The sequence below is a fragment of the Mesorhizobium sp. M7A.F.Ca.ET.027.03.2.1 genome (assembly GCF_003999175.1).
In the GTDB taxonomy this organism is placed as follows: domain Bacteria; phylum Pseudomonadota; class Alphaproteobacteria; order Rhizobiales; family Rhizobiaceae; genus Mesorhizobium.
The window spans coordinates 1-11,439 of record NZ_RZOM01000069.1 but is presented as its reverse complement, the minus strand read 5'-3'; the positions used below and the strand labels follow the sequence as shown (position 1 = coordinate 11,439).

Sequence of the window (11,439 nt, the reverse complement as noted above, 5' to 3'; positions counted from 1 at the left end):
GTTTTGGCTGTTTTCACCGATTGCAGCGCCTGCGCGACGATCAGCAGGCCGCTCTCCTCCAGCGCCCGGTCGTAGGCCAGCGAATCGGCGTCGAGCTTGGCCGACCTTGCCGGGGTCAGCGCGTGAAGATCCTTTTCCTCACCATAAACCAGGCAGACATATTTCATTTCCAGCCCCCTTGCCGCTGTGAACCATAGGATGCGCCGACGAGGGCATCGGTGTTGCCACTGACCGCCGCCGCATGATCGAGAAGGCATGCCGCGATGCCGATGATGGCAACCGCCGCCAGAAGCCGGCCAAAGCCGGACGCCGGCGGACGCAGCCAGAAGTCTTCTTCTCGTCGCCCGGCCCCGCAGCCTGCACCTTTCCACGATGCCAAAAACATATTGTCCATGTGAACCTCCATCCGGCCACAAATCCGTGGCCATCCGCAGGACGGGCGAAGCAGATCAAAGTCGACATTTCTGCACCGGCATTTTCGGAAAAATCTGGCCACCGGTGCCGGCACCGTGCGGTGGTTCAAAGAGCGCAGTGGCCTTCGCGTCCGCGCGCGCTATAGTTGACCGGACGCCGGCTCGGCCTCGACAACGAACCCCAACCACGACAACCAAGGAGGAATTCATGGACCGCACCGCAAACGCCGTCTGGAAAGGCAATCTGAAAGAGGGCACGGGCACGCTCGACACCCAGAGCGGAACCTTGAAGGGCACGCCTTATTCGTTCAAGGCGCGCTTCGAGGACGAGAGCGGCAAATCCGGCACCAACCCGGAAGAACTGATCGCCGCGGCGCATGCGGGCTGCTTTGCCATGCAGTTCTCGCATTTCCTGGCCGAGAACGGCACGCCTGCCACCGAACTCGACGCCAAGGCCGTGGTGACGCTGGTTCCAGGCACCGGGATCACCGGCAGCGCCCTCACAGTGGTCGGCAAGGTGCCCGGCATCGATGCGGCGAAATTCACCGAGCTGGCCGAGAAGGCCAAGGCCGGATGCCCGGTCTCGAAGGCGCTCGGCGCCATAAACGTATCGCTTGATGCCCGGCTCGGCTGAAAGCGCTGCATCCGTGTAAGACCCGGCGCGAACGCCCGGGCGCGCGCCGGCCTATGCTTCCAGCGCGTCCAGGCGAGCGCGCAGTGCGGCGACTTCCTGCTCCAATGCCTCCAACCGCGCCTCCAGGTCGGAAGCAGGCAGGGCCGATGCACTTCGCTGCACCGAAAGGGCGGCAACGTCCACCGGGCCGCTGAGGAGATGAACGTAGCGGTCCTCGCGCTGGCCTGGTCCGCGCGGGATTTCCTGGATGAATGGCGGTCGACGGCCGATCAGCATGTCGAGTTCGGCGCGCAGATCTTCGATCGACGGGAACCGCGCCATGCGCTCGCCCCGCGCCAGCAGTTCATGGGCCGTCTGCGGCCCGCGCAGCAACAGCAGGCCGATCAAAGCGGTCTGCGGCGTGGTCAGCGAGAAGCGCTGCGCCATCTGGTGCTCGTAGCGCTCGACGCGCGAGCCGAACATCTGCCGCACCAGCCCCTTTTGTTCAAGCAGCTTCAGCCCCCGGTGCACCTCGGTCTGCTCCAGTGCCATCACCGGCTCGCGCGCCGTCTTCTGGTTGGCGGCGGCCAGTGCCGCGTTGAGCGTCAGCGGATAGACATCCGGCGTCAGCTCTTTCTTCTCGATCAGGCAGCCGAGGATCCGGGCTTCGCTGGGAGAGAGGATGGGAAGATCGTCGCTCATTGGACTAAAATCCTTTCTGAGGCCGGCGGGACAGCGCCCCCCCTCTGTCCTGCGGGACATCTCCCCCACGTGGGGGAGCTCGCCAGCTTCGCCGAGCGCGCGTCATCCTTCAACCTTTGAGATTGGCTAAAGCCGCGATGACAGCCAATCTCCCTCCACGTGGGGGAGATGTCCGGCAGGACAGAGGGGGGCCGCTACGGATCGCTACATCCGAGGTTTGCAGCAAATCCGCTCCGCCTAGACCCGTCTCTCCACCATCATCTTCTTGATCTCGGCGATCGCCTTGGCCGGGTTGAGGCCTTTCGGGCAGGTCTGCGCGCAGTTCATGATGGTGTGGCAGCGATAGAGCCGGAACGGGTCTTCGAGGTTGTCGAGCCGCTCACCGGTGGCCTCGTCGCGGCTATCGATCAGCCAGCGATAGGCCTGCAGAAGCGTTGCCGGGCCGAGATAGCGGTCGCCGTTCCACCAGTAGCTCGGGCACGAGGTCGAGCAGCAGGCGCACAATATGCATTCGTAGAGCCCGTCGAGTTTCTCGCGGTCCTCGTGGCTCTGCAGCCACTCCTTGGCCGGCTCCGGCGACACCGTCTTCAGCCAAGGCTGGATCGAGGCATGCTGGGCATAGAAATTGGTGAGGTCGGGCACAAGATCCTTGACCACCTGCATATGCGGCAGCGGGTAGACTTTTACCGCGCCGGAAATGTCGTCGCAGCCCTTGGTGCAGGCGAGCGTGTTGGAACCGTCGATGTTCATGGCGCAGGAGCCGCAAATGCCTTCGCGGCAGGAACGCCGCAAGGTCAGCGTCGGGTCGATCTTGTTCTTGATCCACAGCAGCGCGTCGAGCACCATCGGCCCGCAATCGTCCATGTCGACGAAATAGGTGTCGATGCGCGGGTTCTCGTCATCGTCCGGCGACCAGCGGTAGATGCGGTATTCCCGCAGATTGGTGGCGCCCTCCGGCTTTGGCCAGGTCTTCCCCGGCTTGATCTGCGAATTCTTGGGGAGCGTGAGTTCAACCATGTTCGATCCTCAATACACCCGGGCCTTGGGCGCGATCTTGGCGAGGCTGATGCCGCCGTCCTTTTCAGCCAGCTGCGGCTCGGTGTGCACCGGCCGGTAGGAGAGCGTCACCTTGCCGTCTTCGCTCAGCCTGGCCAGCGTGTGCTTGCGCCAGACAGCGTCGTCGCGCGCCGAAAAGTCCTCGCGTGCGTGTGCGCCACGGCTCTCCTTGCGCGCCTCGGCGCTGTAGACCGTGGTGATGGCATTGGCCATCAGGTTTTCCAGCTCCAGCGTCTCGACCAGATCGGAGTTCCAGATCATCGAGCGGTCGGACACTTTGATGTCCTTCAACTCGCCCCAGATCTGCGAAACGCGCTTGCAGCCGCTTTCGAGGGACTCCTGCGTGCGGAATACGGCCGCGTCTTCCTGCATCGCCTTCTGCATCTTTTCACGCAAGCTGGCCGTCGGCGTCGAGCCATTGGCGTGGCGCAGCCGGTCGAAGCGGTCCATGATCTTTTCGACCGAGGCTTCGTTGGGCGAAGGGATCGCCGACTTGCGGTCGATGACCTGGCCGGCGCGGATCGCGGCCGCGCGGCCGAACACCACAAGATCGATCAGCGAATTCGAACCGAGCCGATTGGCACCATGCACTGAGGCGCAGCCGGCTTCGCCGACAGCCATCAATCCGGGCGACACCTGGTCTGGATTGATCGCCGTCGGATTGAGCACCTCGCCCCAGTAATTGGTCGGCACGCCGCCCATATTGTAGTGGACCGTGGGCAGCACCGGGATCGGCTCCTTGGTCAGATCGACACCGGCAAAGATCTTGGCCGATTCCGAAATGCCCGGCAGCCGCTCATGCAGGACGGCGGGATCGAGATGGTCGAGATGCAGGAAGATGTGGTCCTTGTTCTTGCCGACGCCGCGACCCTCGCGGATTTCCAGCGTCATGCAGCGCGAGACAACGTCGCGCGAGGCAAGGTCCTTGGCTGACGGCGCATAGCGCTCCATGAAGCGCTCACCCTCGGAATTGACGAGATAACCGCCCTCGCCGCGCGCACCCTCGGTGATCAGGCAGCCGGCGCCATAGATGCCGGTCGGGTGAAATTGCACGAACTCCATGTCCTGCAGCGGAAAGCCGGCACGCGCGGCCATGCCGCCGCCGTCGCCGGTGCAGGTGTGCGCCGAGGTGGCCGAAAAATAGGTGCGTCCATAGCCGCCGGTCGCCAGCACCACCATCTTGGCCGAGAAGCGGTGGATGGTGCCGTCATCCAGATTCCAGGCGAGAACGCCGGTGCAGGTGCCGTCCGGCTCCATGATCAGGTCGAGCGCGAAATACTCGATGAAGAACTGCGCGTTGTTCTTCAGCGACTGGCCGTAAAGCGTGTGCAGGATGGCATGGCCGGTGCGGTCGGCGGCGGCACAGGTGCGCTGCACCGGCGGGCCTTCGCCATAGTTCATCATGTGGCCGCCGAACGGCCGCTGGTAGATCTTGCCCTCTTCGGTGCGCGAAAACGGCACGCCATAATGTTCGAGCTCGTAGACCGCGGCCGGCGCTTCGCGCACCAGATATTCCATGGCGTCGACATCGCCCAGCCAGTCCGAGCCCTTGACGGTGTCGTACATGTGCCACTGCCAGGAATCGGGACCCATGTTGGACAGCGAGGCGGCAATGCCGCCTTGCGCCGCCACCGTGTGCGAGCGGGTCGGGAACACCTTGCTGATGCAGGCGGTGCGCAGGCCCTGTTCGGCCATGCCGAGCGTGGCGCGCAGGCCGGCGCCGCCGGCGCCGACGACCACCACGTCGAACTTGTGGTCGACAAAGGTATAGCCTGCCGTGTTGGCTTGTTTCGCGTCCTTGGCCAACTCAGCCTCCGAATGCCAGCTTGAGCAGGGCGAAGATCGAGGCGACGCCGACCGCTATGGTGAAAAATGTATTGAGCGCGATCAGCGCCAGCTTCATGCCTTCGCCATGCACGTAATCCTCGATGATCACCTGCATGCCGAGCCGCATATGGGTAAGCCCGGAAATAAGCACCAGGGCCATCACCAGCGCCACGAACGGGTTGGCAAGAGCTGCCCGCACATGTGCGTAGTCGGCGCCGTTGAGCGCGATCAGGAAGCCGACGAAGAACAGGATCAGCGGGATGTTGGCGATCGCGGTCAGGCGCTGGCGCCAGAAATGCCCGGTGCCCTCGCGGGCGGAGCCGAGGCCGCGGACCTTCGCCAGCGGCGTGCGCAAGTCGGTGTTTTTGCCGCTCATGGTCAGGCTCCCCGCGCCATATAGCCGGCGATCCAGATCAGCAGCGTGAGCAGGATCGAGCCGGCCAGCGTCGCCCAGGCGATCTTCGAGGCGGTATGCTTCTCGAGGCCCGCGCCGGTGTCCCAGACCAGATGGCGCACGCCACCCAGCATATGGTGCATCAGCGCCCAGGTGTAGCCGAACAGGATGAGCCGGCCGAGCCAGGTGCCGAAGGCCCAATTGGCCCAATCGAAAGTCGCCTGCGAGCTGGCCGCCGCCATCAGCCACAGGGCGACCAGCAGCGTGCCGAAATACAGCGCCCCACCGGTGATGCGGTGAATGATCGACATCGTCATGGTGATCGGCGGCCGGTACACGGTGAGGTGCGGCGAAATCGGCCGTTCACGTCTGGCAAATTCGCGGGTGGCTGGTGATTTGCTCATGGCTCCCCCAGTTCGGCGTCTCTCTGGAGCCTCAGGTGGAAATGCGGCATTGCCGCTTCCGGTTGCGACTTCGGACAGCCGGTTTCTAATGCTCTTTTTGCACCGCGTCAAAGCCAGAAAACCGTTTCGAAAACGTAATTTAGTCTGACTAAAAGGCCGGCTTAGGCTTCAATCGATTAGGCCGGGAGGCCCGAAGCCGGCTCGATATCGCTGCAGTGCAACATGTCTGGCCCAAGGGCCCAGCGGTGTTGAGATTAGCCCTAGCGTTTGCAGGTCTGCGGCGTCGACCCCTTCTTCATCACCAGCGCCTCGCGTCCGTCGATCACGATTGCGTCATGCGTGGCCGCCTGGTAGCGGCTGCTCTGGTTGGCGGGCGACGCCGCAAACTCCTCGGTCGCGCCGTCGGACCCGACCACACGCAACGACGTGCCTAGATTTTGGATGGAGATCATACCGTTGTTGCCGCATCTGTAAGTGGCCGTGCCTATGCCGGATCGCGGCGCGGTAAGGTCGGTGATGATCTTGGCTGCAGCTGCCGGAGGCGCCGCGGCTGCGACGGACTGCTGAGCCGGCGCAGGTGAGACGACGACGGTATTGGCCGCCTTCGGCGCGCTGTCCTGTGGCACACAGCCAGCGACGACCCCGAGCAACGGGAAAACGGACGCCCAAATCGGCCGGCGTAGCGCCATATGCTGTCCTCCCGCGCGGCAAACCAGCCGCGATGCTTTGCCAAGATCAAGGTCATCCCGACGCCGAGACGGACACCAGCCGCGATGGTGCGGCCAAGCATGGCCGAATGATGACCACCGGGTTTTCCATCCAGTCGGATATTAACGGATATTAACCATGTTTACCGAGACATCGCCGCCAAACGCGCCGGCCTCTTAACAAAGGTTAAGAAAACGTTAATTTCTGATTCGAGGAGGCTTTCCCTCAGGACACGGAGGACGCCATGCGTTCGAATTCAGGCAGATCGCGCCTTGCGGTGCTCATCGTAGCGGCCTCGATCGTTGGCCTTGCAGCGCCCGCGCTCGCAGGCGCCCGGCATCAGGATCGCGTCTACGCGGATTCCTTCGGCAATCTCGTTGTCGACAGCGCCGCCGGCTACAAGCGCATCATCGTCGGCGAAGGCAAGCTGGCCAAGCAGCTATCCGACTACACCAGCGCCGGCCAGCCCAAGGTGATCTACGAGAACGAAGCCGACGAAATCAGCGGATACAGCGATTGCTACCGGCCGCCGGTGCTGGTGAAGGGCCGCTCCTATATGTACGGTCTCTCCGACGGCGAGATGCCCGAGCTCAGCCCCTGCCGCTAGACACTTTGTTTGGACGCAATTTCCCAAGGGAAAACGCTATGCGCTTTCCCGGGAAAACCGTTTCACACTTTTCCTGAAATTGCTCTGGCTTCCATTCCGGCTGACGACCAGTTGCCGGCCGGCCCGGCGGAGACGCGCACACAATCGCGCCCGGCATTCTTCGCCTGATAGAGCGCCTGGTCGGCGCGCCGCATCAGATCGGCAAAGTCTTCGCTCGGATGAAGTTCGGCGACGCCGAAGCTCGCGGTGCAGCGGTTGTCAGCCGGCAGCCCGTCGATGGGCAGCCCGCCAAAGGCGCTGCGCGTCCCCTCGGCGAACAGCCGCGCCGCGGCAAGGTTGGTTCCCGGCAGGATGATGGCGAACTCCTCGCCGCCAATGCGGCCCGCAACGTGATGCGCGGCTGCAGCTTCGCGCAGGAAGCCTGCAAAAGTCTCGATCACCCGGTCGCCTGACGCATGGCCGAAACTGTCGTTGACGCTCTTGAAATGATCGAGATCGGCGATGACCAGCGCGACCGGCACGCCTTGCCGCATCGCGCCAAGCACCGCCAGCTCGGCATGCCGGGTGAATCCGCCGCGGTTGAGCAGGCGCGAAAGCGTGTCCGTCTCCGACTTCGACGTCACTTCGGCAAGCACGTCGCGAACCAGGATGGCCAGCATCAGCAGCGCCAGCGCCAGCGCAAAGACAGTGCCGAGCGATTGCGACACCAGCGCGTAGTTGCTTTGCAGGTAGGCCTGCGGATTGGCGCCCCAGCCACCAAGCGCATGCGCGATGAACGGTTTGGAGGCAAACTGCAGACCGCTCGCCGCCAGCACGGCCATCAACATGCGATCGAGACGGGCAAGCTTTTGCCTCGATGACCAGACAATGGCCAGCCCGACAAACTGCATGACCGCATAGGGAAGCTGGTAAGCCATGATGCGGATCAGCGACTGGCGGGGCAGATCCTGCACGAAATACACAGCTATGGTGGTGGTCAACAGGAACAACAGCATCGGCTTCCAGGGCAGTGCCACGCCGTATTTGCGGGCAAGCCCGCCATTGAACGCAATGGTGGCGGCAAGGAAAACCGCGAAGGCGGCCACGACCGGGAGCCGCGCGTCGGAGAAAGCGGGAATGGAGAATTCGATGGCCGAATAGGCCATGCCCAGCAGATAGCCAAACGCCAGCCAGCGCGCCGGCGGGCGGCCGACATCGTGGAAGGCGACCGCCATGAAGGATGCCGCCAGCAGGCCGGCAACCGACAGATTGATCAACAGGATGAAGTTGGCGCCGCTCATGTTCTCCCGCACCCGCGCCGACAGCTAATCATCGACGGGCGAAGAAGACGTTAACGCCGTCCTGTCCGGGCAGATTCAGCCGGTCTTGAGCGGCTCCGGCAGGAACGCCGTTTCCGGCCGCTCATAGGACAGGCGTACACTGTCGCGGCCGTTCTTCTTGGCTTTGTAGAGCGCATCGTCAGCACGGCGCATCAGCGGCTCCAGCGCCTCGCCACCGCTGCGGGCCGCCACGCCGAAGCTTGCCGTCACCCTCGTTCCCTGGGGAAGTCCGTCGACATGACCGGCCGAATAGACGGTGCGCACCGCCTCGGCGAACAGCCGGGCCGCGGCAAGATCGCTGAGTGGCAGCAGCACCGCGAATTCCTCGCCGCCGATACGCCCGGCAACACCGCGCGCGCCGGCCGCCGACCGAAGCTTGGCGGCGAAGTCGGCGATCACCCGATCGCCCGCGCCATGTCCATGCACATCGTTGAGCGCCTTGAAGTGATCGAGGTCAGCCAGCACCAGCGCGACCGGGAACTGGGCCGAGGCGCAGTGCTGCAAGAGCCGCATGCCGCGTTCCTCGAAGCCACGCCGGTTGAGCAGGCCCGACAGGGGGTCGGTATAGGTCTCGGTCTTCAATGCCTTCAACACGTCGAGTGCCGCGGCGGAAAACAGGCACAACGCAATGAGCAGCGAGAGCAGCGCGTGCGACAGCAGCGCCGTCGTCCAGTAGGATGAGCCATAGAACCCGTCATAGCTGGCGAAGGGCCCATGCGCGATGACGACGGCAAGGGTGCGCACGAAGAAATTGACGCCCGACAGCAGCGACAGCACGAACAGGATTTTTTCGGTCGGGCCGTTGTTGCGCACCGGGCGCAGTTCGGCAGCAACCAGAAGGCTGATGCCGCCGAATGCGAAATTCATCGCCAGGATGCGCCGGGTGAGATCCGGCGCGACGAACAGGAACCAGCACAACGACGCCAGGCCGCCGCCGGCCAGCACGGCGATCCCCACATAGGGCACCTTGCGGCCATAGCGGTGGATGACAGCGCTGGCCAGGCAGCACGCGGCGATGGTGAAGCAGATGTTCGACGTAAGCTTGGTCAGCGGCATCCCGATGGGCAAGGTGAAATACTGCAGCAGGAAGCCAGCCGCCGAGAGACTGTAGCTGATCGCCAAAACGGCCAGATAGGGGCGGTGGCGCTGATAGGACCATAGCACAAGGAACGCCGCGCCGAGCGCCAGCGCGATCGTCGGGTTGAGCAGCGCAATGAGCAGACCCGTGTCCAACCGACTGTGACTTCCCCTGGCTTACGTCAGGGAAGAGCTTAGAGGGCAAGCCCAAACAAGCGGTTAAGCGAAAGCGGTAAGCAGGACCGCCGTCTCAAAATAATGTCAGGGAACCGCAGTCCCCAGTCAGCGTTCCTCCGTTCACAATCTGGAGCGACCCATGGCCGACACAATCACACTGACCGACCACGATGCGATCCGCTCATGGGCTGCCGGGCGCGGCTCGGGTTCTGTTCAAATCCGGGTTACTTCCACTCGCGGATGTCGACGAAGTGGCCGGCGATCGCCGCCGCGGCCGCCATCGCCGGCGACACGAGATGGGTGCGGCCCTTGAAGCCTTGCCGGCCCTCGAAATTGCGGTTCGAGGTCGAGGCGCAGCGTTCATGCGGCTTCAGCCGGTCGTCGTTCATGGCCAGGCACATCGAACAGCCCGGCTCGCGCCAGTCGAAACCGGCGGCGACAAAGATCTTGTCGAGGCCTTCGGCTTCCGCCTGTTCCTTGACCAGGCCGGAGCCGGGCACGATCATCGCATCGACATGCGGGCTGACCGTCTTGCCTTCGACCACCTTGGCGACGGCGCGCAGATCCTCGATGCGGCCGTTGGTGCACGAACCGATGAAGACGCGGTCGAGCGTGATGTCGGTGATCTTGGTGCCCGGCGTCAGACCCATATAGTCGAGCGCGCGCTGCTTGGAGGTGCGCTTGTTTTCATCGGCGATGTCGTCCGGGTTCGGCACGATGCCCTGCACCGACACGACATCCTCGGGCGAGGAGCCCCAGGAGACGATCGGCGGCAGCTTGGCCGCGTCGAGCACGATCACCTTGTCGAAATGCGCGCCTTCGTCGGACTGCAGCGTCTTCCAGTATTCGAGTGCCGCATCCCAGGACGCGCCCTTCGGCGCGCGCGGCTTGTCCTTGACATAGGCGAAGGTCGTCTCGTCGGCGGCGATCAGGCCGGCGCGCGCGCCGCCTTCGATCGACATGTTGCAGATCGTCATGCGGCCTTCCATCGACAGCGCACGGATCGCTTCGCCGGCATATTCGATGACATAGCCGGTGCCGCCGGCGGTGCCGATCTCGCCGATGATGGCCAGGATGATGTCCTTGGCGGTGACGCCCTCCGGCAACTGGCCGTCGACACGCACCAGCATGTTCTTGGCCTTGCGCTGGATCAGCGTCTGCGTCGCCAGCACATGCTCGACCTCGGACGTGCCGATGCCATGCGCCAGCGCGCCGAAAGCGCCATGCGTCGAGGTGTGGCTGTCGCCGCAGACGATGGTCATGCCGGGCAGAGTAAAGCCCTGCTCGGGTCCGATGATGTGGACGATACCCTGGCGGATATCGTTCTCGGAATAATATTCGACTCCGAAATCCCTGGCGTTCTTGGCCAGCGCCTCGACCTGGATGCGGCTTTCCTCGTTCTTGATGCCGAACTTGCGTTCGGGCGAGGTCGAGACATTGTGATCGACCACGGCCAGCGTCTTTTCCGGATGCCGGACTTTACGGCCGGTCATGCGCAGGCCTTCGAAGGCCTGCGGACTGGTCACTTCATGGACCAGGTGGCGGTCGATGTAGAGCAGGCAGGTGCCGTCGTCCTGGCGATCGACGACATGGTCGTCGAAAATCTTGTCGTAGAGGGTGCGCGGTGCGCTCATGTGCGTAAATCCGTCGATATGAGAATGGGAAAGAGCAGGTACCGGACCTACGGCCCGGCGAAAGGGACCCGAACAGGTCCGCCTAGGGTAGTCGGCTGGTCAGCGCCCCGGACACGCGCGCGGAAAAACGCGACGGCAGGCGTTTCCTGTCCTGCAGCACGAACCCCTTGTAGGCCGGATCGCCAAAAAGCTCTTCCATGGCGTGGCTCATACCAATGTTTTGGGTTTTCGGCAATTGCGGCGTTCAGCGCCTTTACCTCCTCCCTTGTGGGAGAAGGGAAGTGGGGTCACAACACTTCAAACACAAACGTCTTCACCAGCGCGTCAGGCTCGGCGATCGCATAGCAGCGGAACCACGGGCTTTCCTCGACCGGCCGCCATTTCCCTGCCTGCTCCAGCTCGTCGAACACCGCTTGGAAGCCGCCGCTCTCAAACACCTGGTCGCGCACGGTGAAGATCGCATGGCCGCCCTTGCGGGTGATGCGCACCAGTTCGTGCAGGCCTGTCG

At 63.6% G+C, this 11,439-nt stretch carries 12 protein-coding genes and 2 pseudogenes; 2 read left to right on the top strand and 12 right to left on the bottom strand.

Annotated elements, in window-relative coordinates; genetic code table 11:
* Together EN750_RS41625 and EN750_RS05360 are read right to left on the bottom strand one after the other, a co-directional pair.
* Positions 1-167, bottom strand: a pseudogene (locus EN750_RS41625) (YciI family protein); the annotation flags it as partial.
* Positions 164-394, bottom strand: a complete 231-nt coding sequence (locus EN750_RS05360; protein ID WP_127382879.1) for a hypothetical protein — start codon at positions 392-394, stop codon at positions 164-166. The gene EN750_RS05360 and the pseudogene EN750_RS41625, both read right to left, overlap by 4 nt.
* Positions 395-621: 227 nt before the next feature.
* On the opposite strand from EN750_RS05360, the gene EN750_RS05355 reads away from it, so the two are divergent.
* Positions 622-1,047 (top strand): OsmC family protein, encoded by a 426-nt coding sequence (locus EN750_RS05355; protein ID WP_127322672.1) that lies wholly within the window; start codon positions 622-624, stop codon positions 1,045-1,047.
* 51 nt (positions 1,048-1,098) lie between these two features.
* On the opposite strand, the gene EN750_RS05350 is transcribed toward EN750_RS05355, so the two are convergent.
* The 6 genes from EN750_RS05350 to EN750_RS05325 form a co-directional block, all read right to left on the bottom strand.
* Positions 1,099-1,728: a DUF480 domain-containing protein gene (locus EN750_RS05350; protein ID WP_127395818.1), complete on the bottom strand. Its 630-nt coding sequence runs from the start codon at positions 1,726-1,728 to the stop codon at positions 1,099-1,101.
* 237 nt (positions 1,729-1,965) lie between these two features.
* Complete coding sequence (locus EN750_RS05345) at positions 1,966-2,745, bottom strand: succinate dehydrogenase iron-sulfur subunit (protein WP_013528877.1); 780 nt, start codon at positions 2,743-2,745, stop codon at positions 1,966-1,968.
* Positions 2,746-2,754: 9 nt separating this feature from the next.
* Entirely contained in the window at positions 2,755-4,590 is a 1,836-nt protein-coding gene (gene sdhA / locus EN750_RS05340) for a succinate dehydrogenase flavoprotein subunit (RefSeq protein ID WP_127382862.1), read from the bottom strand.
* Between the two features lies 1 nt (position 4,591).
* Complete coding sequence (sdhD, locus tag EN750_RS05335; RefSeq protein ID WP_127395817.1) at positions 4,592-4,987, bottom strand: succinate dehydrogenase, hydrophobic membrane anchor protein; 396 nt, start codon at positions 4,985-4,987, stop codon at positions 4,592-4,594.
* A gap of 2 nt (positions 4,988-4,989) precedes the next feature.
* The gene (sdhC, locus tag EN750_RS05330) at positions 4,990-5,409 is read right to left on the bottom strand and encodes a succinate dehydrogenase, cytochrome b556 subunit (protein WP_032900823.1); all 420 of its coding nucleotides are present in this window, start codon (positions 5,407-5,409) and stop codon (positions 4,990-4,992) included.
* 260 nt (positions 5,410-5,669) lie between these two features.
* The gene (locus tag EN750_RS05325; RefSeq protein WP_127330205.1) at positions 5,670-6,098 is read right to left on the bottom strand and encodes a hypothetical protein; all 429 of its coding nucleotides are present in this window, start codon (positions 6,096-6,098) and stop codon (positions 5,670-5,672) included.
* 263 nt (positions 6,099-6,361) lie between these two features.
* On the opposite strand from EN750_RS05325, the gene EN750_RS05320 reads away from it, so the two are divergent.
* A complete protein-coding gene (locus tag EN750_RS05320; protein WP_127395816.1) occupies positions 6,362-6,724 on the top strand; it encodes a hypothetical protein in 363 nt (120 codons plus the stop codon).
* A gap of 62 nt (positions 6,725-6,786) precedes the next feature.
* Here the strand turns inward: EN750_RS05320 and EN750_RS05315 are convergent, their stop codons facing one another.
* The 4 genes and pseudogenes from EN750_RS05315 to EN750_RS05295 all read right to left on the bottom strand — a co-directional run.
* A complete protein-coding gene (locus EN750_RS05315; RefSeq protein ID WP_127395815.1) occupies positions 6,787-8,004 on the bottom strand; it encodes a GGDEF domain-containing protein in 1,218 nt (405 codons plus the stop codon).
* 75 nt (positions 8,005-8,079) lie between these two features.
* Positions 8,080-9,276, bottom strand: coding sequence for a GGDEF domain-containing protein (locus tag EN750_RS05310; protein ID WP_127395814.1), 1,197 nt, complete (start codon positions 9,274-9,276; stop codon positions 8,080-8,082).
* A gap of 245 nt (positions 9,277-9,521) precedes the next feature.
* Positions 9,522-10,931, bottom strand: a complete 1,410-nt coding sequence (leuC, locus tag EN750_RS05305) for a 3-isopropylmalate dehydratase large subunit (protein WP_127267368.1) — start codon at positions 10,929-10,931, stop codon at positions 9,522-9,524.
* 287 nt (positions 10,932-11,218) lie between these two features.
* Positions 11,219-11,439 (bottom strand): annotated as a pseudogene (locus tag EN750_RS05295) (SAM-dependent methyltransferase); the annotation flags it as partial.

Coding starts and splice junctions, on each gene's coding strand:
- EN750_RS05360 (WP_127382879.1), bottom strand. CDS start 394: ATGGACAATATGTTTTTGGCATCGTGGAAAGGTGCAGGCTGCGGGGCC.
- EN750_RS05355 (WP_127322672.1), top strand. CDS start 622: ATGGACCGCACCGCAAACGCCGTCTGGAAAGGCAATCTGAAAGAGGGC.
- EN750_RS05350 (WP_127395818.1), bottom strand. CDS start 1,728: ATGAGCGACGATCTTCCCATCCTCTCTCCCAGCGAAGCCCGGATCCTC.
- EN750_RS05345 (WP_013528877.1), bottom strand. CDS start 2,745: ATGGTTGAACTCACGCTCCCCAAGAATTCGCAGATCAAGCCGGGGAAG.
- sdhD (WP_127395817.1), bottom strand. CDS start 4,987: ATGAGCGGCAAAAACACCGACTTGCGCACGCCGCTGGCGAAGGTCCGC.
- sdhC (WP_032900823.1), bottom strand. CDS start 5,409: ATGAGCAAATCACCAGCCACCCGCGAATTTGCCAGACGTGAACGGCCG.
- EN750_RS05325 (WP_127330205.1), bottom strand. CDS start 6,098: ATGGCGCTACGCCGGCCGATTTGGGCGTCCGTTTTCCCGTTGCTCGGG.
- EN750_RS05320 (WP_127395816.1), top strand. CDS start 6,362: ATGCGTTCGAATTCAGGCAGATCGCGCCTTGCGGTGCTCATCGTAGCG.
- EN750_RS05315 (WP_127395815.1), bottom strand. CDS start 8,004: ATGAGCGGCGCCAACTTCATCCTGTTGATCAATCTGTCGGTTGCCGGC.
- leuC (WP_127267368.1), bottom strand. CDS start 10,931: ATGAGCGCACCGCGCACCCTCTACGACAAGATTTTCGACGACCATGTC.